The organism is Pseudomonas sp. SED1 (assembly GCF_034044025.1).
Lineage (GTDB): Bacteria > Pseudomonadota > Gammaproteobacteria > Pseudomonadales > Pseudomonadaceae > Aquipseudomonas.
The window spans coordinates 1-24,716 of record NZ_JAXCIS010000060.1 but is presented as its reverse complement, the minus strand read 5'-3'; the positions used below and the strand labels follow the sequence as shown (position 1 = coordinate 24,716).

The window sequence follows — 24,716 nt, the reverse complement described above, 5'->3', positions numbered from 1 at the left end:
AAGGCCTGACGGACGTCAGTGTGACAACTGCCTGGCGACCCAGTGCAGCAACGGGAAGATCATGCCCCAGAGCAACGCGAGACCGATGACGGTCGGCACCGTGCCATAGCCGAAACTGACTCCGGCCAACTGGCTGCCTGCGTAATAGGACAACGGTCCGCCCACCGCGCCCAACAGACTGGCGCGCCACCAGGGTTGGGCGCTCCAGGCCAGGCAATGGCGCAGGGTGGTTGCCAGTAGCGCCCACAACAGGATCAGCCACAAAGGCGCCAGCGGCCCAGGCAGGCTGAAATGAAACACACCAAAGGCGCGCAACGCGGTGTCGACCACCGTGCCCAGCAGGGTGACCGCGAGAATCACCTGGCCTTCCTCGGACCACGAACTTATCCACAGCAGGTGGACCGCCAGCACCGCCACTCCCACCAACAGCCACAGGCTGTCGCCGCCCAGCACACAGGCAAACCAGCCGCACTGGAACAGCACGGCATTCGCCAGTGGTTTAAGCATCAAAGCGCCCGAGCAGCGGCTGGGTCAACGCCGCCGGCTTGGCCAGCAGCATCTGGGCGGTGCCGATGGTGCGCTCCATAAAGCCGCCCTCGCAGTAGCACAGGTAAAACTCCCACAGCCGCAGGAAGTACTCGTCGTAGCCCATTTCCGTCAGGCGGCTGTGGGCGCGGCGAAAGTTCTCATGCCACAGGCGCAGGGTTCGTGCGTAGTGCAGGCCGAAATCTTCCATGTGCAGCAGGTTCATGTCGGTGTCGCGGCTGACGATCTCGAGCATCTTCTGCACACAGGGCAGGGCGCCGCCGGGGAAGATATAGCGCTGGATGAAATCCACGCTGCTCTTGGCCTGCTCGTAGCGCTGTTCACGAATGGTGATGGCTTGCAGCAACATCAGGCCGTTGCTCTTGAGCAACTGCGCGCATTGTTTGAAATAGGTCGGCAGGAAGCGATGGCCCACGGCTTCGATCATCTCGATGGACACCAGCTTGTCGTACTGGCCGGTCAGGTCGCGGTAGTCCTCCAGCAGCAACGTCACCTGATTCTGCAACCCCAGGGCCTCGATGCGTTTTTCGGTGTAGGCAAACTGCTCTTTGGACAAGGTGGTGGTGGTGACCTTGCAGCCATACTGCTGCGCGGCATAGATCGCCATGCTGCCCCAGCCGGTGCCGATCTCCAGCAGATGGTCAGACGGTTTCAGCGCGAGCTTCTGGCAGATGCGCTCCAGCTTGTTCAGTTGTGCCTGTTCCAGGGTGTCGTCGGCGGTGAGGAACTGCGCCGCCGAATACATCATGGTCGGGTCGAGGAATTCTTCGAACAGGTCGTTGCCCAGGTCGTAGTGGGCAGCGATGTTTTTCTCCGAGCCCTTGCGTGTGTTGCGGTTGAGCCAATGCAGCCCTTGGGTGAAGGGCCGTGCCAGTTTCGCCAGGCCGCCTTCCAATGCATCCAGCACGTCGAGGTTGCTGACCATCACCCGCACCACGGCGGTCAGGTCGGGGCTGCTCCAGTAACCATGAATAAATGCCTCGCCCGCGCCGATGGAACCGTTGGCCGCCACCAGCCCCCACACCGCCGAATCGAGGATCTGGATTTCCCCCAGCAGGTGCGCTTCCCGTGCGCCGAAGACTTGCCGCTCGCCGTCCTCGACCACCACCAACTGGCCGTGGCGCAGTTGGCCGAGCTGGCGCAGCACCGCTTTGCGCAGCAGCGCGGCGGTCATGCCGTTGACGTTCAAGCGATTGGATTTGACCGATAAGCTAGGGGATTTCATGGCGGCGATCCTTGGTGTACCCGACTGCGGTGCGAGAAGCGCCTTCGGCGGCGTGATGGGAAAAAATCGGCGTGCGTTTAAGCAGAAGGCGCAGGGCCTGCCAATAAATGGCCAGGCAGGTCTTGGCGGTCATCCACGGGAAGCGCCACAAATAACGGTGCAGGCTGGCGCGGTTCAAGTCTTCACGTTGCAGACTCAAGGTGGCGTCGAACACTTTCAGTTCGCCCTGCCAGTCGGCCATGTGCACGCCGAGTCTGGCGGCGGGCGGGCTGAAGCTCATGCGGTATTCCATGTCCCGGGGCAAAAACGGCGAGACATGAAAGGCCTTGGCCACGGCGAAGTGCTGATGCTCACCAGCAGGCAGCGCCATGGCCGGCAGCACGTAGTGATAGCGTTCGCGCCACGGCGTGTTGGTCACTTCACACAGAATCGCGGCCAAGGTGCCATCGGCCTCGAAGCAGTAGAAGAAACTCACCGGATTAAAAGCCAGGCCCCAACTGCGGGCCTGGGTCAGCAGGCAGATTGCGCCCTCGGGGATGCGCCCTAGGGCCTTGCCGACTTCTTGGCGTACGGCATCGGTCAAGCTCATGCCGTGACGGGTAAATTCGCGCAGGTAGTCCTGCTGGCGAAACGCGAACGGCGCCCAGCGGTCGCCGGCCAATGGCGACAAGCCGAAGACTTCGTCCTGTTCACTGAGGTCCAGGTACAGCAGGCCAATCCGATAACGGAAGGCGTGGCCCTTGGGCGTAAACCGCCGATGGGCAATCCAGCCGCTATACAGGGCGCTGTTCACAGCGCTTCCCCAAACGCCTTGGCCACGCGCAACGCGCTGACCACACCGTCTTCGTGAAACCCGTTGGCCCAGTAGGCGCCGCAGTAATAGGTGTGCTGCGCGCCGTGCAATTCTTCCCAGCGCGCTTGAGCGGCCACGGCGGCCAGGCTGTATTGCGGGTGGGCGTAGGTGTAGCGGGCGAGGATTTTTAGCGGGTTGATCATCGCCGTCTGGTTGAGGCTGACGCAAAAGGTGGTGGCGCTGTCGATGCCCTGCAGGATGTTCATGTCGTAGGTCACGGCAGCCTGTTTTTGCATGCTGCTGTCCAGGCGGTAATTCCAGCTGGCCCAGGCCAGTTTGCGCTCGGGCAGCAAACGGGTGTCGGTGTGCAGGACTACGTCGTTGTCGGCGTAGGGCAGGGCACCGAGGATCTGCTGCTCGGCCAGGCTCGCATCCCCCAGCAATGCCAGGGCCTGGTCGCTGTGGCAGGCGAACACGACTTTATCGAACGCCTCGCTGCCCGCCGCGCTGTGGATAAGTACGCCGCTCGGTGTGCGCTCAACCCGGGTGACGGGGCAATTGAGGCGAATTTTTTCACGGAAGGACTGGGTCAGCGGCTCGATATAGCGGCTGGACCCGCCTTCGATCACGCACCACTGCGGCCGGTTACTCACCGATAACAAACCGTGGTTCTTGAAGAACCGCACGAAGAATTGCAGGGGAAATCCGAGCATGTCAGCCAGCGACATCGACCAGATCGCCGAACCCATCGGCACGATGTAGTGCTGGATAAATCGCTGGCCGTAGCCGCCCGCTTGCAGGTACTCGCCCAGGGTCATCTCGGCGCTGATGCGTTGATCTTGCAGGTCCAGCGGCGCCTGGCGGTTGAAGCGCAGGATGTCGCGCAACATGCCCCAGAACCCCGGCGACAGAATATTGCGGCGCTGGGCAAACAGGCTGTTGAGGTTGTTGCCGTTGTACTCGAACCCGGCGTTCGGGTCGCACACCGAAAAGCTCATCTCGGTGGGCTTGAACGTCACGCCGATCTGCCCCAGCAGCTTGATGAAGTTGGGGTAGGTCCAGTTGTTGAACACGATGAAGCCGGTATCCACTGCGTAGCTTTTGCCATCCACCGTGACATTCACCGTGTGGGTGTGGCCGCCGATGCGGTCACCCGCTTCGAAAAGGGTGATGTCGTGGCGGCGACTGAGCAGATAAGCGCTGGTCAGCCCGGCTATGCCGCTGCCGATAATCGCGATCTTCACAGGTCGTCCTTCCTCGGCGGCGGGCTGCGCAGCATGCGTTTGCCGATGATCAGCTTGACGCGGTTTGGCAGTTTCGACAGCGGCCATAGCGCGGCAATAAACAGGGCCGGGAAGGCAATTTCCAATGGGCGGTTTTGCAGCTTGGCGAAGATATGCCGTGCGGCCTTGTCCGCCGGCCAGCTCAAGGGCATCGGGAAATCATTGCGGGCGGTCAGCGGTGTGTCGACAAAGCCCGGGCTGACCACGGTGACGTCAATGCCTTCGGGCGACAAGTCGATGCGCAGGGATTCGAACAGATAACGCAGGCCGGCCTTGGAGGCACCATAGGCTTCAGCCCTGGGCATTGGCAGGTAAGTCACCGCGCTGGCTACGCCGACCAGGTGGGGTGTATGGCCGGCACGCAACAGTGGCAGCGCGGCTTCGATGCAGTAACTGCTGGCCAGCAGGTTGGTGCGCACCACGTGCTCGATGATCGAGGAGTCAAACTGCTTGGCGTCTACGTATTCGCAGGTGCCGGCGTTGAGAATCACAGTGTCCAGCGAGCCCCAGACCACGGCGATATGCTCGCCGATTTCGCGTACGGTCTGGCTGTTGGTCAGGTCGCCTGCCACCACCAGCACTTGCCCGGGGTATTGCTGGGCGAGCTGTTCCAGCGGCTCTTTGGAGCGGGAGCTCACAGCCACGTGGGCGCCGCTGTCGAGCAGCGCTTTGGCCAGTTCGGCGCCGATGCCACTGCTGGCACCGGTCAACCAGTAACGACGAGGCGGCACGAGGTTCATCCCATTCTCCTTTTTAGCCAACTGACCACGCCGCCGAGGACCGGCACGTGTTCATACAACAGTGCACCCGCATCAAAATAATCCCGGTGGTGGTACACCTTCTCGCGCCATAGCAGGTGCGAGCAGCCTTCGACACGGATCACTTTACCCCCGCCCAGGCGGGGGTGGCAGAAGCTCATTTTCCAGCGCAGGTAGCCTTCGCCTTCAGCCACTTGATCGAAGCCATGGAAGTCAAAGCGCAACTGGGTCACGTTGTCGTACAGCTCGGCGAAGTAACGCTGCAGCGCCGGCAGCCCGTGCACTTCGTGCAGCGGGTCGGTGAAGCTGATGTCCTTGCTGTACAGGCTGTCGAGCAGGTGCAGATTGTGTTTGTCCACACTGGCAAAGGCCTGGGCGAAGCGGCGCAGGAAGTCACTCATAACCACCCCCGACTGCCTGGCGTGAAGGCAGACTGCGGAAGGCGGCGAGCGCGCGCTCGCGGGACTTTTTCAGATCGACGATAGGACGAGGATAGTCGGCCACGCCAAACAAGCCGCCCACGGCATCGGGGTTGTGCACTTCCTTTTTGTTCAGCGCCGACAACTGTGGCAGCCAGTGCTTGATAAACACGCCTTCGCCGTCGAATTTTTCCGACTGGCTCAAGGGGCTGAAGATCCGGAAGTACGGCGCCGAGTCGGTGCCGGTGGACGAACTCCACTGCCAGCCACCGTTGTTTGCTGCCAGGTCGCCATCGATGAGGTGGCGCATGAAAAATCGCTCGCCTTCGCGCCAGTCGATCAACAGGTTTTTGGTCAGGAACATCGCCACCACCATGCGCAGGCGGTTGTGCATCCAGCCGGTTTCGAGCAATTGGCGCATGGCCGCGTCGATGATCGGCAGGCCGGTGCGTGCTTCCTGCCAGGCTTTCAAGTCTTCCGGGCTGTTGCGCCAGGCCACGGCTTCGGTTTCCGGGCGGAACGCGCGGTGGCGCGAGACCCGTGGGTAACCCACCAGAATATGTTTGTAGAACTCGCGCCACAGCAGCTCGTTGATCCAGGTAATCGCGCCGATGTCGCCGCTTTCGAATTCACCCTGGTTGCTTTGCAACGCGGCATGCAGGCACTGGCGCGGCGAAACCACACCGGCGGCCAGGTAGGCCGACAGCTGGCTGGTGCCGGGCTTGGCCGGGAAATCGCGTTCGTCCTTGTAATAGCTGATTTGCGCGTCGGCGAATTGATCGAGACGGCGCCCGGCTTCGGCCTCACCCGCCGGCCACAGGGAGCGCAAGGCCTCGGTCGGCGTTGCAAAACCCTCGACGTGATCCGGGATCGGTTCGCTTTTGAGCTTGAGTGCCGCCTGTGCCTTGGGTGTGGCGACCAGGCGCGGCAAGGCGCCGTGCAGACGGTTGTAGCAGACCTTGCGGAACTGGCTGAACACCTGGAAGTACGTGCCGGTCTTGGTCAGGACGCTGCCGGGCTGGAAAAACAGCTGGTCCAGGTAATTGTGAAACGTGACGCCCCGGGCTTCGAGGGCCTTGGCCACCGCGGCGTCGCGGCGCTCTTCGTGGATGCCGTATTCGTCATTGACGTGTACCGACTGGATCGACAGCTCCTGGCACAGGTCAGCCAGGACGTTCGGTGCCTGATCCCAGGTCGAGGCATGGCGGATCAGTAGCGGGATGTTCAACTCCCCCAGTGCCACGCTCAAGCTCTTCAGGTTGCGCAGCCAGAAATCGACTTTGCACGGCGCGTCATCGTGGGCCAGCCATTGCTCCGGGCTGATCAGGTAGACAGCCACCGTCGGCCCGCGCTGTGCGGCGGCGGCGAGGGCGGTGTTGTCATGTAGGCGCAGGTCGGTGCGCAGCCAGATCAAGTGCATTTAAATAAGTCCACGCTGGATCAGTACCTGATGGGCCGACAAAGGGTCTTCGGCCAGGAGCAATTCAGGAATGTCTTGGGTTAATACGGACAGCTCCGCCTGGTGGATGCATACCGTTGGTCCGGTTATCAGTTTTGGGCAACTGAAGCCGCTCAACAGTTTGCCCAGTGCCGACACATGGAGTGCCTTGCTCGAATACAACAGCACCGCGCGGGGTTGCAGGTGTTCGACGGCCAGGGCCAGTTCGCCGGCCGGCAATGGCCAGTCGAAGACTTCCACCGGGCAATCGGCACTGCTGGCGAGCCAGGCGGTGAGCCACAGGTGCGGCTCCAGCGGCAGGTCGGAATGGTTGATCAGCAGCAGCGGGGCGCCGTTGAGCTGGCGGTTGTTGTGATACATCCGCGCGCCGAATTTGCTGCGCAGCCAGGAATAGAAAAATACCCGCTCCATCTGCGCACCGAATTGGCCTTGCCAGCGCAGCTCAAGTTCCTTGAGCAATGGAAGCAGAAGTTGCTCGCACAGGGTGCGCGGCGGGTACAGCGCCATCGCCTGGTTGAAGGCGTCATCCACCCGGCGCTCGGCCAGCTCGCTGACGGCCTGCAACAGGTGCTGGCGGCGGTTGTGCCATTCATTTTCCACCGGCGGTTCGCTGGCGGTTGGTGCGGTGTCGATCAGGCTCTTGACCTGGCTGACCGGCACCCCGCGGTTGAGCCAGGTCAGGATGGTGTGGATGCGTTGTACATGCTCGGCGCTGAACAGGCGGTGCCCCTTGGGCGTGCGCTGGGGCACGATCAAACCGTAGCGCCGCTCCCAGGCGCGCAGGGTCACAGCGTTGACACCGGTTTGCCGCGCCACTTCGCGGATCGGCAGCCAGCCTTGTTCGAGGGCCTCGGCGATGTCTTCCACAGGTTCTTGCAGGGGGAAAGTCATAGGTTAAATCGCATTACGCAGGCTGAGGTTTTCCGGGTGCGGTTGCAGGTAGGCCTGCTGCGCGATGTAGCGGTCCGGATGCTGGCGAAAGTGGTGCTTGAGCAGCGTCAGCGGCACCACCAGCGGCACGATGCCCTGGCGGTATTGGCTAATGATGGTCTGCATTTCCTGTTTGTCTTCGGCGCTGATGGCTTGCTTGAGGTAGCCGCTGATGTGTTGCAGCACGTTGGTATGGGTGCCGCGTGTGGCGCACTGGGTCAGGGCGCTCATCAGTTCGCTGAAGTAGCCGGCGGCCAAGGCGTCGAGGTCGACGTCCTTGGGCATGCTGCCCAGCAGGTTGCCCAGGCTTTTGTAATGCACCGGGCTGTGGGCCATCAGCAGGTATTTGTAGCGTGAGTGAAATTCCAGCAGGCGGTGACGGGTCAGGCCTCCGGCGAGCAGTTGCTGCCAGGTGGCGTAGACGAACACCCGGGTCAGGAAGTTTTCCCGCAGCACCGGGTCATTCAGCCGACCGTCTTCTTCCACCGGCAGGTTGGGATGGCGTGCGCAAAACGCTTGGGCGTAGATGCCGCGCCCGCCACCGTCGATGGGCATGCCGTTGTCCTGGTAGACCTTGACCCGCTCCAGGCCGCAGGACGGGGATTTCTGCATGAAGATGTAACCGCAGAGATCGGTGTGTTCAGCGGCCATTTGTTGGCCGTAGTCATCCAGTGGCTGGGTCACGTTGAGTTCGCGGTGCACGGTGCCGACAGCCTGCGGATTAAGCGGGTCGCCCACCAGGCGAATCGGCTCACGGGGAATGCCCAGGCCGATGGCGACTTCAGGGCACAGCGGCACGAAGTCGAAATAGTCGGCGAGGGTCTGGCTGCACAGTTGGGATTGTTTGTGCCCGCCGTTGAAGCGCACGTTCTCGCCCAGCAGGCAGGCGCTGATGGCGATTTTCGGTTTTCCGGTGGCGGGCAGGGTGCTGGACATGGCCAAACCTCAGTGAAATTCCTGTACAGAGTTAAATTTCTGTACAACTTGATCTCATCATAGGTTTGAAGCTGTACAAGTCAAATAATTTGTACAGGTATTTGCAGGATGGCTATTTCCAACCGATTTTCCAGTCTTCGGCGTTTTGCAGGGTTTGCCAGGCCAGGCGCTGAACCCGATGGCTCATCACCGCCTCCAGTTCGATTTCCTGCACATCGCCTTCGTCGTCGCGCAGCAGTTTGGTCACCAGGAAGTGTTTTTCCTTGTGCTGCGGACGGGCTGCTGTCCATTTCGACAGCAGCAACTTGGCGGGATTGATACGGTTCATTGCAGGTGCTCGATCAACCGCCGTGCCGCTTCCTGGCCGCTGAGCCAGGCGCCTTCCACGCGACCCGACAGGCACCAGTCGCCGCACACGTACAAGCCTAGGTCGGCGTCGGCCAGCACGCCAAATTCATGGCTGGTGGACGGCCGCGCATACAGCCAGCGGTGGGCGAGGGTGAAGGACGGTGCAGGCATGGCGCTGTGCAAAAGTTCGGCGAAGGCACCGTGCAAGTGCTCGACCACCGCTTCTTTGGACAGGTCCAGGTGTTGCTTGCTCCAGGTGCTGGTGGCGTGCAGTACCCAGGTGTCGAGGCGGGTGTCGCGCCCGGGTTTGCTGCGGTTGCGGGCCAGCCAGTCGAGCGGGCTGTCCTGCACGAAGCAGCCTTCCATGGGCGTATCCAACGGTTTGTCGAAGGCCAGGGCGACGGCCCAGGTCGGGTCCATTTTCACCCCGGCGGCGGCACTCGCCAGCTTGGGGGCGGCAGCCAACAGGGCGGTGGCTTGTGGTGCCGGCGTGGCGATAATCACGTGGCTGAACGGGCCGTGGTTTTCGCCGTCGGCGTCCAGCAGGTTCCAGTGGTGTTTGCCCTGGAACACTTCGGTGATGCGGCAACCGAACTGCACCGGCAAGTCATCCAGCAGGGCGCGGGTGATTGCACTCATGCGCGGCGTGCCGACCCAGCGGATCTGTTCATCGGGGGAGGGCGTCAGTTGCCCGGACTTGAAGTTGTACAGCTGCGGCTTCCATTGCTCGGCACAACCATCGGCCTGCCAGCGTTGCACCTCGTTGACGAAGCGCCGGTCGCGGGCGGTGAAGTACTGCGCGCCCATGTCCAGTGCTCCCGCATCGCTGCGCTTGCTGGACATGCGGCCGCCACTGCCGCGGCTTTTATCAAAGAGTTGTACAACGTGCCCCGCGTCTTTTAACGCTCGGGCGGCGGAGAGACCGGCAATGCCGGTGCCTATGATCGCGATGGGAACAGTCATGGGAGGCCTCGTTTTACCGTTGGGTACAGACTACGCCGACACCAATAGCTGTACAATATTGTTTTTTGGTATAAGTTTTGGCGTACCTGATCGTTTGGCGTGACCTATGGTTAACCCTGAGGGTTTAACCACCGTTGCGCCCGATTAGAACATCCCTGTCTATAAAATAGACTAACGGTGGTCGGCGAACGTTACACGAGGAACAACTCATGCACATTTTGCTGACCGGCGGTACGGGTTTGATCGGCCGCCAACTTTGCCAATACTGGCTTACTCAGGGCCATCGCCTTACGGTCTGGAGCCGCCATCCCGAACAAGTAGCCAAGTTGTGTGGCGCCCAAGTGCGCGGCGTTGCTCGCCTGCAAGACATAAACGAGGCGGTGGACGCGGTGGTCAACCTGGCCGGCGCGCCGATTGCGGATCGGCCCTGGACGCATAAACGCAAGGCGCTGCTGTGGAGCAGCCGCATCGGGCTCACCGAAACGTTACTGGCCTGGTTTGATGGGCTTGAGCAAAAGCCGGCGGTATTGATCTCCGGTTCTGCAGTTGGCTGGTATGGCGACGGCGGCGAGCGTGAGCTGACGGAAGACAGCGGCCCGGTACAGGACGATTTCGCCAGCCAGCTCTCTATCGCCTGGGAAGAAACCGCCCAGCGCGCCGAGGCTTTGGGGATCCGCGTAGTCCTGGTGCGTACCGGGCTGGTGCTGGCGGCCGAGGGCGGCTTTTTGTCGCGGCTGTTATTGCCGTTCAAACTGGCGCTGGGCGGGCCGATCGGCAATGGTCGGCAGTGGATGCCGTGGGTCCATATAAAGGATCAAATCGCCCTGATTGATTTTCTTCTGCACAAGAGCGATGCCCGCGGTCCTTATAATGCCTGCGCGCCACACCCGGTGCGCAACCTCGAATTCGCCAAGACCCTGGGCAAGGTCCTGCACCGCCCGGCGTTCATGCCCATGCCGGCGTTTGCCTTGCGCATTGGCCTGGGTGAGCTGTCCGGTTTGTTGCTGGGTGGCCAGCGGGCGTTGCCGCAGCGGCTGCTGGCCGCTGGTTTCACTTTTCAGTTCACTGAGTTGCACGCGGCCCTGGACGACTTGTCCAGCCGCCTCTAGAGATAGGATGTTGCATGACGGATCACGCGTTGTTACTGGTCAACCTGGGTTCACCAGCGTCCACTTCGGTGGCGGATGTGCGCAGCTACCTTAATCAATTCCTGATGGACCCTTACGTCATCGACCTGCCATGGCCGGTGCGGCGCTTGCTGGTGTCGCTGATCCTGATCAAACGCCCCGAGCAGTCGGCCCATGCCTACGCCTCGATCTGGTGGGACGAAGGCTCGCCGCTGGTCGTCCTCAGCCGCCGCCTGCAACAACAGATGACCGCGCAATGGACCCAAGGGCCGGTGGAACTGGCAATGCGTTATGGTGAGCCGTCGATTGAAAGCGTACTGACCCGCCTGGCGTCCCAGGGCATCAAGAAAGTCACCCTGGCGCCGTTGTACCCCCAGTTTGCAGACAGCACCGTGACCACGGTGATCGAAGAAGCCCGACGCGTGGTGCGGGACAAAAAGCTGGCGATCGAGTTTTCGATTCTGCAGCCGTTCTACGATGAGCCGGAATACCTCGATGCCTTGGCCAACAGTGCCAGGGCTTATGTGGAACAGGATTTCGATCACCTGCTGCTGAGCTTTCATGGATTGCCCGAGCGTCACCTGAAAAAGCTCGACCCTACCGGGCAACACTGTTTCAAGGACGCCAACTGCTGCCAGAACGCCTCACCCGAGGTGCTTGCCACGTGCTATCGCGCGCAGTGTTTCAGCGTTGCGCGGGACTTCGCGGAGCGCCTGGGGTTGCCGGATGGCAAATGGTCGGTGGCGTTCCAGTCGCGGTTGGGCCGGGCCAAGTGGATCGAACCCTACACCGAGGCACGCCTTGAAGCGTTGGCTCAACAAGGCGTGAAGAAGTTGCTGGTGATGTGCCCGGCGTTTGTCGCGGACTGCATCGAGACGCTGGAAGAGATCGGCGATCGCGGCCTGGAACAATTCCGCGAGTCGGGCGGCGAGGAGTTGGTGTTGGTGCCTTGCCTGAATGATGACCCGCAGTGGGCGGCGGCGCTCAATACCTTGTGTGAAAGAGCGCCGGTTGCACTGTAATCAAGCCGAGTGAGGACTAAATGTGGGAGCGGGCTTGCTCGCGAATACGGTGGGTCAGTTAATGAAGATGGCGACTGACACACCGCCTTCGCGAGCAAGCCCGCTCCCACATTGACTGTGCCCACTCTGAGTTTTCGGTGTTACTCGTGATGCGGCTCGCCCAGGAAGTTCAGGGAACTGAACAGTCCGCGAGTCGCGACATCAGCATTGTCTTTAAGCGGGATCTCCACCTGCGCCGCAATCACATTCAATCCTTCATTCCTCACCATCACTTGGGCGCGACCGTCTTTATCGGTCTCGGTGCTCAAGGTGTTCGGTGCATTGCGATAGTCCCCGATCAGCTTGATTCCTGCCGCCGGCTTGCCATCCAGCAGCACTCGTACGGGCAGTGATTTACCCGGGCCTACGGTCAGCGGATCAACTTCCGGCAAGATCAGCAGTTTGATCTGATCCAGCTTCGGCAGCTTCGCTCCCGGCTGGTAGATCGCCAGGCTGTACTTGAAGGTCTGGGTCGACTCAACCGCCCCCGGCACTTTGCTGCGGCCCTCGTTGATCCATTTCTTGTCAGCCGTCTGTGACCACATGCCGTTATCCAGCGCCACGGCCAGAACAGCCGGCGATTTGAGCGGCTTCAGGCGTGCATGGTCGGGCAGGCGTTCCACGGTCACCGGGATCATTTTGCCGCTGGCGTCATAGGCCCAGGCGCCGCTGATTTTCTGCGCCTTGAACGCGTTGTCTTCGGCGCCGTGGCCGTAGATCACTTCGATATTGCCGCGCCGTTGTTCGGTCCACAGCCCGTGGGCCGAGACTTGGGTGGCAAACAGCAGGCCGAGCACGGCCAGGGATTTGAAGGCTTGCATGGAGACGTCCTTTTACAGGTTGAGGGTCAGGCTGACGGTGAAATTGCGCGGCTCGCCGGGGTTGACCCAGTAATTGCTGTAGGAGCGCTCGTAGTACTTTTCATCGAACAGGTTGTTGAGGTTCAGGCCCACGGTGACGTTGTCGCTGGCCTTGTAATGGGCCAGCAAATCGACGGTATGGTAGGCCGGCAATTCAAAGCTTTTGCCGGCTTCGCCGGAGCGGTCGCCGACGTAGGTAAAGGCCGCACCGAGGTCGGAGCCACGCAACAGGCCGTCCTGGAATTCATACACCCCGAGTAAACTGCCGCTCCGTTTGGCCACGCCGAGAATCCGGCTGCCCGCGGGGATGTCTTTGTCACCTTTAGTCACTTCGGCGTCGATGTAGGCAAAAGCGCCGATCACCCGTACGGCGTCAGTCACTTGCCCGGTCAGTTGCAGGTCAAAACCCTGGCTGCGTGCCTTGCCCATGGCCCGCTGCATGTCGGTGGCCGGGTCTTTGGTCAGGACATTTTCCTTCTCGATATGGAAGGCGGCGAGGGTGGTGCTCAGGCGGTCGTCGAACAGCTCGCTCTTGATCCCGATTTCATAACCCACGCCTTCCTCCGGCTTGAAGGTTTTGCCGCCGGCGTCCAGGCCATTGTTGGGTTTGAACGAGGTGGAGGCGTTGGCGAACAGGCCCACTTCGGGCGTCAACTGATAGAGCAGGCCGGCGCGTTGGGTCAGGGCGTCATGAGTCTGCTGGCTTTTGGCGTGGTTGCGGGCGAAGTCGTCGGTGTGTTGCTCGAAGTGTTCGAAGCGCGCGCCGATCATCCCGCGCAAGCGGTCGGTGAAGATGATCTGGTCCTGCAGGTTCAGCGCCTGGCTTTTCACCTGTTCGAAAAAGTCGGTGCCCGAGCGTTCGCCGTTGGGTTTTGGCTTGCCGTAGACCGGCTTATAGATGTCGATGGTGTAGTCGCCGCCAGCAATCGCGGTCACTCGTTCTTTCTTGCGGTAATCCTCGTATTCGGTGCCGATCAGTAACTCGTGCTGCCAGCTGCCAATGTCGAACCGGCCGCGCAGTTCGAGCTGGGTGATGCTGTCGTGCCAACCGGTGGAGCGTTCGCGGTAGCGGCGGTTGAGGGTGTGGCCGTCTGCACTCAATGGGCGGTTTTCCGAAGCGTCGCCCCACAGGCTGCCCTGTTTGTAGTGGCTGGCCAGGCGCAGCTGCCAGGCATCGTTGAGGTGATGTTCGAGGGTAGCTTGCAGGCGGTTGTTGTGGTTGCGGATATCGCCGTCGTTGGGCTCGCCGAGGAAGGTCGAGCGGGAAACGCCGCTCCAGCGATTGTTCGGCGCGACGATGCCACGGTCGAAGGTGGAGCGGTGGCGCACGAATTCGCTTTCTACCAGCAGGCGCGTGTCCGGGTCCAGTTGCCAACTGATGGAGGGCGCGACGAAGACCCGTTTGGCCTCCACGTGGTCGCGGAAGCTGTGGTTGTCCTCCACCGCCAGGTTGACCCGTGACAACACGTTACCCTCGCTGTCGAGCGGCGTGTTCACGTCCAGCGCGGTGCGATAGCGGTCCCAACTGCCGGCGCTGGTCTGCACGGTGGTGAAGGCTTCGGGTTGCGGCTTCTTGCTGACGATATTCACCGTGCCGCCCGGGTCGCCACGGCCATACAGGCTGGCGGCGGGGCCCTTGAGCACTTCGATGCGTTCGATATTGGCCGCATCCGGCGTGCTCGGGTAACCGCGGTTGGCGCTGAAACCGTCCACGTAAAACTCAGAGGTGGTGAAGCCCCGAACACTGTATTCGTAAAGCGTCAGGCCGCCGAAGTTGTTCTGTCTGGATACGCCGCCGGCAAATTCCAGGGCGCGCTCGACGTTGGTACTGCCCAGGTCCGTGAGCACCGAGGCGGGAATTACGCTGATGGATTGTGGGATGTCTCGCAAGGCGGTGTCGGTTTTGGTAGCGCTGGCAGAGCGGGTGGCGCGATAGCCTTTGACGGGGCCAGTGGCGGATTCATACGCCTCACTGGTGATGCGGGTAGCCTCCAGTTCTAAGGTGGCAGTGTCTTCGGCGTAGACCGGGTCCACCAGCAAACCCAGGGCGATTCCCGCCAGCGGGGCAAATCTTCGAGACGGCATGATAGAACGTTCCAATAGCGATATTGAAACAATATAACATCTCTATTGAGAGTGATTTCCTTCTGAAACATTAGGTAACAGGAGCCCGCGAGCGGGCTCCTTCCCAGGTTATTCTTCTTCTTTCACCGGCGCCGGAGGCGGACGCAGGCCGATTTCTGCCGACAGCTTGATTTCTTTACCGTTGCGCATCACCTGGATCGCGACCTTGTCGGTCGGCTTGATCCGCGCCACCTGGTTCATCGACTTGCGGCCATCACCGGCCGGCTCGCCGTCGATGCTGAGGATCACATCTCCCAGTTGCAGGCCGGCTTTCTGCGCCGGGCCGTCGCGGAAGATCCCGGCGACCACGATGCCAGGGCGCCCGGTCAGGCCAAACGACTCGGCAAGTTCCTTGGTCAGCGGTTGTACTTCAATCCCCAGCCAGCCACGAATCACCTGGCCATGCTCGATGATCGACTTCATCACTTCCGTGGCGAGTTTTACCGGGATGGCGAAGCCGATGCCCTGGGAGCCACCGGACTTGGAGAAGATCGCGGTGTTGATGCCGGTCAGGTTGCCGTTGGCATCCACCAGCGCGCCGCCGGAGTTACCCGGGTTGATCGCCGCGTCGGTCTGGATAAAGTCTTCGTAGCTGTTGAGGCCCAACTGGTTACGCCCGGTGGCGCTGATGATACCCATGGTCACGGTCTGGCCGACCCCGAACGGGTTGCCGATGGCCAGCGCCACGTCACCTACGCGCAAGCCTTCGGAGCGGCCGATGGTGATCGAGGGCAGGCTTTTCAGATCAATCTTCAACACCGCGAGGTCGGTTTCCGGGTCGCTGCCGACCACGCGGGCGAGGGTTTCCCGGCCATCACGCAGGGCCACGACAATCTGGTCGGCGCCGGTGGTCACGTGGTTGTTGGTGAGGATGTAGCCTTCGGGGCTCATGATCACCCCGGAGCCGAGGCTGGATTCCATGCGTCGCTGCTTGGGCGAGTTGTCGCCGAAAAAGCGCCGGAATTGCGGGTCTTCAAACAGCGGATGCGCCGGTTTGTTGATGACTTTGGTGGTGTACAGATTCACCACCGCGGGCGCGGCGATCACCACCGCGTCGGCGTAAGTCACCGGGCCTTGTACCACCGCGCTGGTTTGCGGTGCCTGTTGCAGGTTGACATCGAGGGTCGGCAGGCCGACCAGTTGTGGATAACGCTGAATAATCAGCATCGCGATCAGCACGCCAGCCAACAATGGCCATCCAAAAAAACGCAGTGCCTTGAGCATTAAGAAAATCCTGACGGGTTGCAGGGGGCGGGAGAGCGCCCATAATGTCGCGCATTATACGAGGCCGTGAGCGCCTCTGAACGGGATATTTAGGAGTCTTTTATGGCCGTCGCCCTGAGCACCTTAGTCGAGGAAGCGGACCGCTACCTTAATAGTGCAAAAATCGCCGATTACTGCCCCAACGGCCTGCAGGTCGAGGGCCGGCCGCAGGTGCTGCGTATCGTCAGCGGCGTGACCGCCAGCCAGGCACTGCTGGACGCGGCCGTCGAAGCCCAGGCCGACCTGGTGCTGGTGCACCACGGTTACTTCTGGAAAGGCGAAAGCCCGTGCATCACCGGCATGAAGCAGCGCCGCCTGAAAACCCTGCTCAAGCACGACATCAGCCTGCTGGCCTACCACTTGCCCCTCGACCTGCACCCGGAAGTCGGCAACAACGTGCAACTGGCCAGGCAATTGGACATCACCGTCGAAGGCCCGCTGGACCCGGACAACCTCAAGGTCGTCGGGCTGGTGGGTTCCCTGGCCGAACCGGTGTCGCCCCGCGACTTCGCCCGCCGCGTGCAGGAAGCCATGGGCCGTGAGCCGCTGCTGATCGAAGGCAGCGAGATGATCCGCCGCGTGGGCTGGTGCACCGGTGGTGGCCAGGGCTACATTGACCAGGCGGTGCTGGCCGGCGTCGACCTGTACCTGAGCGGCGAAGCCTCGGAACAGACCTTCCACAGCGCCCGGGAAAACGACATCAGCTTCATAGCGGCCGGGCATCACGCCACCGAACGGTATGGGGTACAGGCGTTGGGTGATTACCTGGCGCGACGCTTCGCCCTGGAACACCTGTTCATTGATTGCCCCAACCCGATCTGACAAACACCGCCGGACACATGTGGGAGCGGGCTTGCTCGCGAATGCGGTGTGTCAGTCAATGCATGTGGCGACTGATGCACCGCATTCGCGAGCAAGCCCGCTCCCACATTTGACCGTGTTTTGCCTTGGTAACCCTCATTCATCCGCCCGACCCAGCCAAACCCAGCGGTATATTCATATACCGTTTCGATCTAGCCAGCTCCCTCAATAGAATCAGGTGCTGTGCTAGCATGCCCCGCTCGAACACGGCCCGCTGGCCGTCCATAAGATCGTTTTTCCGTGAGTAGCCATGGTCGACAAACTGACGCATCTGAAACAGCTGGAGGCGGAAAGCATCCACATCATCCGCGAGGTCGCCGCCGAGTTCGATAACCCGGTGATGCTCTACTCGATCGGTAAAGACTCCGCCGTGATGCTGCACCTGGCACGCAAGGCATTTTTCCCGGGCAAGCTGCCGTTTCCGGTGATGCACGTCGACACCCGCTGGAAATTCCAGGAGATGTACAAGTTCCGCGACAAGATGGTCGAAGAACTGGGCCTGGACCTGATCACTCATATCAACCCCGATGGCGTGGCGCAGAACATCAACCCGTTCACCCACGGCAGCGCCAAGCACACCGACATCATGAAGACCGAAGGCCTCAAGCAGGCCCTGGACAAGCATGGTTTCGACGCAGCATTCGGCGGCGCCCGTCGCGATGAAGAGAAATCCCGCGCCAAAGAGCGCGTGTACTCGTTCCGCGACAGCAAGCACCGCTGGGACCCGAAAAACCAGCGCCCGGAGCTGTGGAACGTCTACAACGGCAACGTCAACAAGGGCGAGTCGATCCGTGTGTTCCCGCTGTCCAACTGGACCGAGCTGGACATCTGGCAGTACATCTACCTTGAAGGCATCCCGATTGTTCCGTTGTACTTCGCCGCAGAGCGCGAAGTGATCGAGAAGAACGGCACGTTGATCATGATCGACGACGACCGCATCCTCGAGCACCTGTCCGACGAAGACAAAGCCCGAATCGTCAAAAAGAAAGTACGTTTCCGTACCCTTGGCTGCTACCCGTTGACGGGCGCGGTGGAGTCCGAAGCCGAGACGCTGACGGACATCATTCAGGAAATGCTCCTGACGCGAACTTCCGAGCGCCAGGGCCGGGTCATCGACCACGATGGCGCAGGCTCGATGGAAGATAAAAAACGTCAAGGCTATTTCTAAGGGGCTGTCATGTCGCACGTATCTGATTTGATCAGCGAGGACATCCTCGCCTACCTGGGCCAGCACGAGCGCAAGGAAATGTTGCGCTTCCTGACCTGTGGCAACGTCGATGACGGCAAAAGCACCCTGATCGGGCGCCTGCTGCACGACTCCAAGATGATCTACGAAGATCACCTGGAAGCCATCACCCGCGATTCGAAGAAGTCCGGCACCACCGGCGATGACATCGACCTGGCCTTGCTGGTCGACGGCCTGCAGGCCGAGCGCGAGCAGGGCATCACCATCGATGTTGCCTACCGCTACTTCTCCACCGCCAAGCGCAAATTCATCATTGCCGACACCCCCGGCCATGAGCAGTACACCCGAAACATGGCCACCGGTGCCTCCACCTGTGACCTGGCGATCATCCTGATCGACGCCCGCTACGGCGTGCAGACCCAGACCCGTCGCCACAGCTTTATCGCCTCGTTGCTGGGGATCAAACACATCGTGGTGGCCGTCAACAAGATGGACATCAACGGCTTTGACCAAAGTGTGTTCGAGTCGATCAAGGCCGATTACCTGAAGTTTGCCGACGGTATCGCGTTCAAGCCGAGCACCCTGACATTCGTGCCGATGTCGGCGCTCAAGGGTGACAACGTGGTGAACAAGAGCGAGCGTTCGCCTTGGTACACCGGCCAGTCGCTGATGGAAATTCTCGAAACCGTCGAGATCGCCAACGACCGCAACTACACCGACCTGCGTTTCCCGGTGCAGTACGTCAACCGTCCGAACCTGAACTTCCGTGGTTTCGCCGGCACCCTGGCCAGCGGCATCGTGCACAAGGGCGACGAAATCGTGGTGCTGCCGTCGGGCAAGAGCAGCCGCGTGAAATCCATCGTCACCTTTGAAGGCGAGCTGGAAAACGCTGGCCCAGGCCAGGCCGTGACGCTGACCATGGAAGACGAGATCGACATCTCCCGTGGCGACCTGCTGGTGCATGCCGACAACGTGCCGCAAGTGACCGACGCCTTCGACGCCATGCTGGTGTGGATGGCTGAAGAACCGATGCTGCCGGGCAAGAAGTACGACATCAAGCGCGCCACCAGCTACGTGCCGGGTTCCATCACCAGCATCGTGCATCGCGTTGATGTGAACACCTTGGAAGAAGGCCCGGCGAGCGCCTTGCAGTTGAACGAGATCGGCCGGGTCAAGGTCAGCCTCGACACGGTCATCGCCCTGGACGGTTACGCAAGCAACCGCACCACCGGTTCGTTTATCGTCATCGACCGCTTGACCAACGGCACCGTGGCAGCCGGCATGATCATCGCGCCGCCGGTGACTCACGGCAGCGCGGCGCAGCATGGCAAGTTGGCTCACGTGGCCACCGAAGAACGCGCCCAGCGCTTCGGCCAGCAACCGGCGACCGTGTTGTTCAGCGGCTTGTCGGGCGCCGGCAAAAGCACCCTGGCCTACGCGGTTGAACGCAAGCTGTTCGACATGGGCCGTGCAGTGTTTGTGCTGGATGGCCAGAACTTGCGCCATGACCTGAACAAGGGCCTGCCGCAGGACCGCGCCGGGCGTACCGAGAACTGGCGTCGTGCCGCGCACGTGGCGCGTCAGTTCAACGAAGCTGGCTTGCTGACTTTGGCTGCGTTCGTTGCCCCGGATGCCGAAGGGCGCGAACAGGCCAAGGCGCTGATCGGCGGTGATCGTTTGCTGACCGTCTACGTGCAGGCTTCGCCGCTGGTGTGTGCCGAGCGGGATCCGCAAGGCCTGTACGCGGCGGGCGGGGATAACATCCCGGGTGAGTCCTTCCCGTATGACGTGCCGTTGAATGCTGATCTTGTGATCGACACCCAGACGTTGTCGTTGGAAGACAGCGTCAAGCAAGTGCTGGAACTGCTGCGCCAGCGCGGCGCGATCTAAGCCTCACGCGCACAAAAAAGCCCGCCACCGATCACTCGGTAGCGGGCTTTTTCATGCGAACCGTGATCTCTGTAGGAGCGAGCTTGCTCGCGAAAAACCTGAGTGCGCCGCGTTGAATCAGGATGCCAACGTCATCGTTAACGACCTTCGCGAGCAAGCTCGCTCCTACAGGTGTCAGGCAGGAAAGTCGCGGTGAAGCTGTTCCAGCAACACATCCTTCTCTTCCCATAACCGGTTGATCCAGCCCTGGAACGCCAACCGATACTCCCCATCCTGCTCATAATTCTTGCCGATAAACTCGGCCGGAATCTGCACCTCCTCAAACTGCACGACAACCTCCTTCACATTCCCGCACAGCAAATCCCAGTAACCGGGGCGCCCACCAGGATAGTGAATGGTCACGTTCACCAGCGACTTCAGTTGTTCACCCATGGCATCCAGCACAAACGCGATACCACCGGCCTTCGGCTTGAGCAGATAACGAAACGGTGACTTCTGCTGTGCATGCTTGCCGGGGGTAAACCGCGTGCCTTCGGCAAAGTTGAAAATGCCCACCGGGTTGTGGCGAAACTTCGCGCAGGTCTTGCGGGTGGTTTCCAGGTCTTTGCCTTTCTTTTCCGGATGCTTTTCCAGGTACGCCTTGGTGTAGCGCTTCATGAACGGGAAGCCCAGTGTCCACCACGCCAGACCGATCACCGGGACCCAGATCAGCTCTTGCTTGAGGAAGAACTTCAGCGGGCGAATACGCCGGTTGAGCACGTATTGCAGCACCATGATATCGACCCAGCTCTGGTGGTTACTGGTCACCAGGTACGAGTGTTCATAGTCGAGGCCTTCCAGGCCCTTCAAGTGCCAGCGGGTGCGACATACCAGGTTCATCCAGGCCTTGTTGTTGCTGATCCAGGCCTCGTGGGTCTGGTTCATCAGCCATTCACTGAAGCGCTTGGCAAACGGCAACGCCTTGAACAGCGCCACGATAAACAGGAACGAGCACAGCAGGATCGTGTTCAACGCCAGCAACAGCGAGGCGATCACCCCACGCACGGCAGCAGGTAGAAAATCCAGCATTTAGACATCCATAGGTCGGTTGGCGGCTTGAATCGCGGTCAATGCGATGGTGTACACGATGTCGTCCACCTGCGCCCCACGGGGCAGGTCGTTCACCGGTTTGCGCAGGCCTTGCAGCATCGGCCCCAGGCTCACGCAATCGGCACTGCGCTGCACGGCCTTGTGGGTGGTGTTGCCGGTGTTGAGGTCAGGGAACACGAACACCGTGGCCTTGCCCGCTACCAGGCTGTTAGGCGCCAGTTGCCGGGCCACAGTTTCGTTGGCAGCGGCGTCATATTGCAACGGGCCGTCGATCAGCAGTGAGCTTTGGGCTTCGTGGGCCAGCAGGGTGGCTTCGCGGACTTTCTCGACTTCTTCGCCCGTGGCCGAATCACCGCTGGAATAACTGATCATCGCCACCCGTGGCGTGATGCCGAACGCGGCGGCCGAGTCGGCGCTTTGCAGGGCGATTTCCGCCAGCTCGGCGGCGCTTGGGTGCGGGTTCATCACGCAGTCGCCGTATACCAGCACTTGCTCCGGGAACAGCATGAAGAACACCGACGAGACCAGGGTGCAGCCCGGCGCGGTCTTGATCAGTTGGAGGGCCGGGCGAATCGTGTTGGCGGTGGAATGGATGACGCCGGAGACCAGGCCGTCGACTTCATCCAGGGCGAGCATCATGGTGGCGATCACCACCGTGTCTTCCAGTTGCTGCTCGGCCATCGGTGCGTTGAGGCTTTTGGTTTTGCGCAGGGCCACCATTGGCTCCACGTAGCGCTGGCGAATCAAGTCCGGGTCGAGAATCTCCAGGCCTTCGGGCAGCTCGATACCATGGGCGCGGGCCACCGCTTCCACGTCCGCCGGCTTGGCCAGCAGCACGCAGCGGGCAATTCCGCGTGCCTGGCAGATGGCGGCAGCCTGCACGGTCAGCGGCTCGCTGCCTTCCGGCAAAACGATGCGCTTATTGGCCGCCTGGGCGCGTTGGATCAGTTGATAACGGAATACGGCCGGCGACAGGCGCATCTCCCGCGGCGTGCCGCAGCGTTGATGCAGCCAGCGGGCGTCGAGGTGGCTGGCGACGAAATCGGTGATGATCTCCGCACGTTCGCGGTCATCAATCGGGATTTCCTTGTTCAGGCTGTTGAGCTGGTTGGCGGTGTCGTAAGAGCCGGTGCTCACCGACAGCACCGGCAGCCCGGCCTGGAACGCGCCCCGGCATAGGTCCATGATCCGTGGGTCGGGCAGGGTGTCGCTGGTCAGCAACAGGCCGGCCAGCGGCACGCCGTTGATGGCGGCCAGGCTGACGGCGAGGATGATGTCGTCGCGGTCGCCGGGCGTCACCACCAATACGCCGGGCTTGAGCAGCTCCACGGTGTTGCGCATGGTGCGGGCGCAGATGATGATTTTGGTCATGCGCCGGGTTTCGTAGTCACCGGCGTTGAGGATTTGCGCGCCCATCAGGTCGGCCACGTCGCGGGTGCGCGGGGCGTTGAGTTCCGGCTGGTACGGGATGCAGCCCAACAGGCGGAAATCGCCGCTGCGCAATAACGGCGAGTGCTCTTTGAGGCGCGCCGAGAACGCCTCCATGCTTTCATCGGTGCGCACCTTGTTCAGGATCACGCCCAACACTTTTGGATCTTTCGGGCCGCCGAACAACTGGGCCTGCAATTCCACGCGGCCGGAGAGTTCGGTGAGCACTTCGTTTTCCGGGGCCGAGACCAGGATCACTTCGGCGTCCAGGCTTTTGGCCAGGTGCAGGTTGACCCGGGCCGCATAGCTGGCGCTGCGGGTCGGCACCATGCCTTCGACAATCAGCACGTCTTTGCCCACGGCAGCTTGTTGGTAAAGGGTGATGATTTCTTCCAGCAGTTCATCCAGTTGGCCGTCGCCGAGCATCCGCTCTACATGGGCCAGGCCCAAGGGCTGGGGCGGTTTCAGGCCGTGGGTGCGGGCCACCAGTTCGGTGGAGCGCTCGGGGCCGGTGTCGCCGGGGTGCGGCTGGGCAATCGGTTTGAAGAAGCCGACTTTCAGCCCGGCCCGTTCAAGGGTACGCACCAGCCCAAGGCTGATGGAGGTCAGACCCACACCAAAATCGGTGGGCGCGATAAAAAAAGTCTGCATGCGAATTCTCTGGAGGTGCATGGCTTCGGTGGCGGCCTATGGCTGGCTGCCTACCGGGAATCAGGTGCCAAGGTTATCTCTATCTGAGCCTTGCGCACACCAGCCGCACGTAAAGGGCTTGTCTATTTTTTCAAGGCGTTGTGCCGGGTCTGTGACCCAGGCGCGGGATTGCCAGGGTGGCTGGTGGCGCAGGTGCTGGGTGTGGCCGCAGGAAAGCTCGACGACCCAGTGCTGGTCTTCGTCCTGGTGAAATCCGACGACCGTCGGGTCAGTTGTTCGACCCCGTCCGTCCGGGTTGTGTTCGCTTTCGGGCAAATCCTTGTTTAGACTTGTCCGTTCTTCATTCTTCTGCAAAAGGTCTCGCCCCATGCCGATCGCCGCCAATAAGGCTGTCTCCATTGACTATACCCTGACCAACGACGCTGGTGAGGTCATCGACAGTTCTGCCGGCGGCGCGCCGCTGGTCTACCTGCAAGGTGCAGGTAACATCATCCCGGGCCTGGAAAAGGCTCTGGAAGGCAAAGAGGTCGGTGACGAACTGACCGTTGCCGTAGAACCTGAAGATGCCTACGGCGAATACGCTGCCGAACTGGTCAGCACCCTGAGCCGCAGCATGTTCGAAGGCGTCGACGAGCTGGAAGTGGGCATGCAGTTCCACGCTTCCGCTCCGGACGGCCAGATGCAGATCGTCACTATCCGCGACCTGGACGGCGACGACGTGACCGTCGACGGCAACCACCCGCTGGCGGGCCAGCGCCTGAACTTCCAGGTGAAGATCGTCGCTATCCGTGACGCTTCCCAGGAAGAAGTGGCCCACGGCCACGTGCACGGCGAAGGTGGTCACCACCATTAATTGATAGAGCGACGCTCTGTCAGTTGGAAAAAGGCGCCTTCGGGCGCCTTTTTCATTTGGCGGCTATTCTTGCCGACTTGGCGGCTGTAATCTCGAATGGCCGTTACAAAGAACATAGGATATCTGGAGTTCGTCATGAGTGCTTTCCACGACCTTAAACTCAAAGCCCTGGATGGTCAGGAGCTGCCTCTGGCGCCCTTCAAGGGGCAAGTCGTGCTGGTGGTCAACGTCGCCTCCAAATGTGGTTTGACACCACAGTACGCCGCGCTGGAAAACCTCTATCAGCAATACAAAAGCCAGGGTTTCACCGTACTCGGGTTGCCGTGCAATCAATTTGCCGGGCAGGAACCGGGTACTGAAGAAGAAATCCAGGAATTCTGCAGCCTCAACTACGGCGTGACCTTTCCCCTGGGCAGCAAGCTCGACGTGAATGGTCACGATCGCCACCAGCTGTATCGATTGCTGGCGGGCGAGGGCGCCGAATTTCCCGGGGACATTACCTGGAACTTCGAAAAATTCCTGCTGGGTAAAGACGGCCGGGTCCTGGCGCGTTTCTCACCGCGTACACCGCCGGATGATCCCACCATCGTGCAGGCAATCGAAAAAGCCTTGAGCTGAGCGCGCTTGTCCTGTGGTGGGGGGGCTTATCCTGTGGTGAGGGGG

24 protein-coding genes are annotated in these 24,716 nt (G+C 61.2%); 7 read left to right on the top strand and 17 right to left on the bottom strand.

The genetic code is table 11. The features are described from left to right. Positions 1 to 15 precede the first annotated feature (15 nt). The 11 genes from SNL23_RS08875 to SNL23_RS08825 all read right to left on the bottom strand — a co-directional run bounded on the left by SNL23_RS08875 (position 16) and on the right by SNL23_RS08825 (position 9,660). Positions 16 to 507 carry a DUF2878 domain-containing protein gene (locus tag SNL23_RS08875; RefSeq protein WP_076014974.1) on the bottom strand — a complete coding sequence of 164 codons (492 nt, stop codon included), beginning with the start codon at positions 505 to 507 and terminating at the stop codon, positions 16 to 18. Beyond that, entirely contained in the window at positions 500 to 1,771 is a 1,272-nt protein-coding gene (locus SNL23_RS08870) for a cyclopropane-fatty-acyl-phospholipid synthase family protein (RefSeq protein WP_318302052.1), read from the bottom strand. Before SNL23_RS08870 ends, SNL23_RS08875 begins: the two co-directional genes overlap by 8 nt. Beyond that, positions 1,758 to 2,564: a DUF1365 domain-containing protein gene (locus tag SNL23_RS08865; protein ID WP_318302051.1), complete on the bottom strand. Its 807-nt coding sequence runs from the start codon at positions 2,562 to 2,564 to the stop codon at positions 1,758 to 1,760. Before SNL23_RS08865 ends, SNL23_RS08870 begins: the two co-directional genes overlap by 14 nt. Then, complete coding sequence (locus SNL23_RS08860) at positions 2,561 to 3,808, bottom strand: NAD(P)/FAD-dependent oxidoreductase (RefSeq protein WP_318302050.1); 1,248 nt, start codon at positions 3,806 to 3,808, stop codon at positions 2,561 to 2,563. The genes SNL23_RS08865 and SNL23_RS08860 overlap by 4 nt, the downstream gene beginning before the upstream one ends. Continuing rightward, on the bottom strand, positions 3,805 to 4,587 hold the full coding sequence (locus tag SNL23_RS08855) for an SDR family NAD(P)-dependent oxidoreductase (RefSeq protein WP_076014978.1): 783 nt from the start codon (positions 4,585 to 4,587) through the stop codon (positions 3,805 to 3,807). Before SNL23_RS08855 ends, SNL23_RS08860 begins: the two co-directional genes overlap by 4 nt. Beyond that, a complete protein-coding gene (locus tag SNL23_RS08850) occupies positions 4,584 to 5,006 on the bottom strand; it encodes a nuclear transport factor 2 family protein (protein WP_076014979.1) in 423 nt (140 codons plus the stop codon). Before SNL23_RS08850 ends, SNL23_RS08855 begins: the two co-directional genes overlap by 4 nt. Then, positions 4,999 to 6,444 carry a deoxyribodipyrimidine photo-lyase gene (gene phrB, locus SNL23_RS08845; protein WP_318302049.1) on the bottom strand — a complete coding sequence of 482 codons (1,446 nt, stop codon included), beginning with the start codon at positions 6,442 to 6,444 and terminating at the stop codon, positions 4,999 to 5,001. Before phrB ends, SNL23_RS08850 begins: the two co-directional genes overlap by 8 nt. Continuing rightward, positions 6,445 to 7,374: a MerR family transcriptional regulator gene (locus SNL23_RS08840; protein WP_076014981.1), complete on the bottom strand. Its 930-nt coding sequence runs from the start codon at positions 7,372 to 7,374 to the stop codon at positions 6,445 to 6,447. Positions 7,375 to 7,377: 3 nt separating this feature from the next. Further along, positions 7,378 to 8,349: a YbgA family protein gene (locus tag SNL23_RS08835; protein WP_318302048.1), complete on the bottom strand. Its 972-nt coding sequence runs from the start codon at positions 8,347 to 8,349 to the stop codon at positions 7,378 to 7,380. A 112-nt stretch (positions 8,350 to 8,461) separates the two neighbouring features. Further along, positions 8,462 to 8,677, bottom strand: coding sequence for a TIGR02450 family Trp-rich protein (locus SNL23_RS08830; protein WP_003208432.1), 216 nt, complete (start codon positions 8,675 to 8,677; stop codon positions 8,462 to 8,464). Next, positions 8,674 to 9,660 (bottom strand): NAD(P)/FAD-dependent oxidoreductase, encoded by a 987-nt coding sequence (locus tag SNL23_RS08825; protein ID WP_076014983.1) that lies wholly within the window; start codon positions 9,658 to 9,660, stop codon positions 8,674 to 8,676. Before SNL23_RS08825 ends, SNL23_RS08830 begins: the two co-directional genes overlap by 4 nt. A gap of 209 nt (positions 9,661 to 9,869) precedes the next feature. On the opposite strand from SNL23_RS08825, the gene SNL23_RS08820 reads away from it, so the two are divergent. Together SNL23_RS08820 and hemH are read left to right on the top strand one after the other, a co-directional pair. Next, positions 9,870 to 10,769, top strand: coding sequence for a TIGR01777 family oxidoreductase (locus tag SNL23_RS08820; RefSeq protein WP_318302046.1), 900 nt, complete (start codon positions 9,870 to 9,872; stop codon positions 10,767 to 10,769). 14 nt (positions 10,770 to 10,783) lie between these two features. Further along, positions 10,784 to 11,809, top strand: a complete 1,026-nt coding sequence (hemH, locus tag SNL23_RS08815; protein ID WP_076014985.1) for a ferrochelatase — start codon at positions 10,784 to 10,786, stop codon at positions 11,807 to 11,809. A 140-nt stretch (positions 11,810 to 11,949) separates the two neighbouring features. On the opposite strand, the gene SNL23_RS08810 is transcribed toward hemH, so the two are convergent. From SNL23_RS08810 to algW, 3 genes are all read right to left on the bottom strand, one after another. Next, positions 11,950 to 12,669, bottom strand: a complete 720-nt coding sequence (locus SNL23_RS08810; RefSeq protein WP_318302044.1) for a DUF4198 domain-containing protein — start codon at positions 12,667 to 12,669, stop codon at positions 11,950 to 11,952. Between the two features lie 12 nt (positions 12,670 to 12,681). Then, on the bottom strand, positions 12,682 to 14,793 hold the full coding sequence (locus SNL23_RS08805) for a TonB-dependent siderophore receptor (RefSeq protein ID WP_167665429.1): 2,112 nt from the start codon (positions 14,791 to 14,793) through the stop codon (positions 12,682 to 12,684). Between the two features lie 108 nt (positions 14,794 to 14,901). Continuing rightward, a complete protein-coding gene (gene algW / locus SNL23_RS08800) occupies positions 14,902 to 16,056 on the bottom strand; it encodes a Do family serine endopeptidase AlgW (protein ID WP_063033109.1) in 1,155 nt (384 codons plus the stop codon). A 102-nt stretch (positions 16,057 to 16,158) separates the two neighbouring features. Between algW and SNL23_RS08795 the strand changes: the two genes are divergently transcribed. The 3 genes from SNL23_RS08795 to cysN all read left to right on the top strand — a co-directional run bounded on the left by SNL23_RS08795 (position 16,159) and on the right by cysN (position 20,032). Beyond that, positions 16,159 to 16,917, top strand: a complete 759-nt coding sequence (locus SNL23_RS08795; RefSeq protein ID WP_010177002.1) for a Nif3-like dinuclear metal center hexameric protein — start codon at positions 16,159 to 16,161, stop codon at positions 16,915 to 16,917. Positions 16,918 to 17,206: 289 nt separating this feature from the next. Beyond that, the gene (gene cysD / locus SNL23_RS08790; protein WP_016971196.1) at positions 17,207 to 18,124 is read left to right on the top strand and encodes a sulfate adenylyltransferase subunit CysD; all 918 of its coding nucleotides are present in this window, start codon (positions 17,207 to 17,209) and stop codon (positions 18,122 to 18,124) included. Between the two features lie 9 nt (positions 18,125 to 18,133). Next, positions 18,134 to 20,032, top strand: coding sequence for a sulfate adenylyltransferase subunit CysN (cysN, locus tag SNL23_RS08785; RefSeq protein WP_318302043.1), 1,899 nt, complete (start codon positions 18,134 to 18,136; stop codon positions 20,030 to 20,032). 174 nt (positions 20,033 to 20,206) lie between these two features. Here cysN and SNL23_RS08780 read toward each other — a convergent pair whose 3' ends face one another. The 3 genes from SNL23_RS08780 to SNL23_RS08770 are packed head-to-tail and all read right to left on the bottom strand — an operon-like array spanning position 20,207 to position 23,599. Continuing rightward, positions 20,207 to 21,100, bottom strand: a complete 894-nt coding sequence (locus tag SNL23_RS08780; RefSeq protein WP_076014989.1) for an acyltransferase — start codon at positions 21,098 to 21,100, stop codon at positions 20,207 to 20,209. Then, a complete protein-coding gene (gene pta, locus SNL23_RS08775) occupies positions 21,101 to 23,200 on the bottom strand; it encodes a phosphate acetyltransferase (RefSeq protein ID WP_017476010.1) in 2,100 nt (699 codons plus the stop codon). Positions 23,201 to 23,260: 60 nt separating this feature from the next. Next, the gene (locus tag SNL23_RS08770; protein ID WP_167665432.1) at positions 23,261 to 23,599 is read right to left on the bottom strand and encodes a DUF3565 domain-containing protein; all 339 of its coding nucleotides are present in this window, start codon (positions 23,597 to 23,599) and stop codon (positions 23,261 to 23,263) included. Here SNL23_RS08770 and SNL23_RS08765 point away from each other — a divergent pair. Further along, a complete protein-coding gene (locus SNL23_RS08765; RefSeq protein ID WP_003208457.1) occupies positions 23,568 to 24,053 on the top strand; it encodes an FKBP-type peptidyl-prolyl cis-trans isomerase in 486 nt (161 codons plus the stop codon). The genes SNL23_RS08770 and SNL23_RS08765 overlap by 32 nt on opposite strands. 135 nt (positions 24,054 to 24,188) lie before the next feature. Continuing rightward, complete coding sequence (locus SNL23_RS08760) at positions 24,189 to 24,671, top strand: glutathione peroxidase (protein WP_076014991.1); 483 nt, start codon at positions 24,189 to 24,191, stop codon at positions 24,669 to 24,671. The last annotated feature ends 45 nt before the right edge of the window (positions 24,672 to 24,716 follow it).

Excerpts from the sequence above, each read along its gene's own strand:
- phrB (WP_318302049.1), bottom strand. The coding sequence starts at position 6,444 with ATGCACTTGATCTGGCTGCGCACCGACCTGCGCCTACATGACAACACC.
- SNL23_RS08795 (WP_010177002.1), top strand. The coding sequence starts at position 16,159 with ATGGCCGTCGCCCTGAGCACCTTAGTCGAGGAAGCGGACCGCTACCTT.
- pta (WP_017476010.1), bottom strand. The coding sequence starts at position 23,200 with ATGCAGACTTTTTTTATCGCGCCCACCGATTTTGGTGTGGGTCTGACC.
- SNL23_RS08765 (WP_003208457.1), top strand. The coding sequence starts at position 23,568 with ATGCCGATCGCCGCCAATAAGGCTGTCTCCATTGACTATACCCTGACC.
- algW (WP_063033109.1), bottom strand. The coding sequence starts at position 16,056 with ATGCTCAAGGCACTGCGTTTTTTTGGATGGCCATTGTTGGCTGGCGTG.
- SNL23_RS08830 (WP_003208432.1), bottom strand. The coding sequence starts at position 8,677 with ATGAACCGTATCAATCCCGCCAAGTTGCTGCTGTCGAAATGGACAGCA.
- SNL23_RS08850 (WP_076014979.1), bottom strand. The coding sequence starts at position 5,006 with ATGAGTGACTTCCTGCGCCGCTTCGCCCAGGCCTTTGCCAGTGTGGAC.
- SNL23_RS08770 (WP_167665432.1), bottom strand. The coding sequence starts at position 23,599 with ATGGAGACAGCCTTATTGGCGGCGATCGGCATGGGGCGAGACCTTTTG.
- SNL23_RS08805 (WP_167665429.1), bottom strand. The coding sequence starts at position 14,793 with ATGCCGTCTCGAAGATTTGCCCCGCTGGCGGGAATCGCCCTGGGTTTG.
- SNL23_RS08760 (WP_076014991.1), top strand. The coding sequence starts at position 24,189 with ATGAGTGCTTTCCACGACCTTAAACTCAAAGCCCTGGATGGTCAGGAG.
- SNL23_RS08780 (WP_076014989.1), bottom strand. The coding sequence starts at position 21,100 with ATGCTGGATTTTCTACCTGCTGCCGTGCGTGGGGTGATCGCCTCGCTG.
- SNL23_RS08840 (WP_076014981.1), bottom strand. The coding sequence starts at position 7,374 with ATGACTTTCCCCCTGCAAGAACCTGTGGAAGACATCGCCGAGGCCCTC.
- SNL23_RS08810 (WP_318302044.1), bottom strand. The coding sequence starts at position 12,669 with ATGCAAGCCTTCAAATCCCTGGCCGTGCTCGGCCTGCTGTTTGCCACC.
- hemH (WP_076014985.1), top strand. The coding sequence starts at position 10,784 with ATGACGGATCACGCGTTGTTACTGGTCAACCTGGGTTCACCAGCGTCC.
- cysN (WP_318302043.1), top strand. The coding sequence starts at position 18,134 with ATGTCGCACGTATCTGATTTGATCAGCGAGGACATCCTCGCCTACCTG.
- cysD (WP_016971196.1), top strand. The coding sequence starts at position 17,207 with ATGGTCGACAAACTGACGCATCTGAAACAGCTGGAGGCGGAAAGCATC.
- SNL23_RS08870 (WP_318302052.1), bottom strand. The coding sequence starts at position 1,771 with ATGAAATCCCCTAGCTTATCGGTCAAATCCAATCGCTTGAACGTCAAC.
- SNL23_RS08825 (WP_076014983.1), bottom strand. The coding sequence starts at position 9,660 with ATGACTGTTCCCATCGCGATCATAGGCACCGGCATTGCCGGTCTCTCC.
- SNL23_RS08820 (WP_318302046.1), top strand. The coding sequence starts at position 9,870 with ATGCACATTTTGCTGACCGGCGGTACGGGTTTGATCGGCCGCCAACTT.
- SNL23_RS08835 (WP_318302048.1), bottom strand. The coding sequence starts at position 8,349 with ATGTCCAGCACCCTGCCCGCCACCGGAAAACCGAAAATCGCCATCAGC.
- SNL23_RS08875 (WP_076014974.1), bottom strand. The coding sequence starts at position 507 with ATGCTTAAACCACTGGCGAATGCCGTGCTGTTCCAGTGCGGCTGGTTT.
- SNL23_RS08855 (WP_076014978.1), bottom strand. The coding sequence starts at position 4,587 with ATGAACCTCGTGCCGCCTCGTCGTTACTGGTTGACCGGTGCCAGCAGT.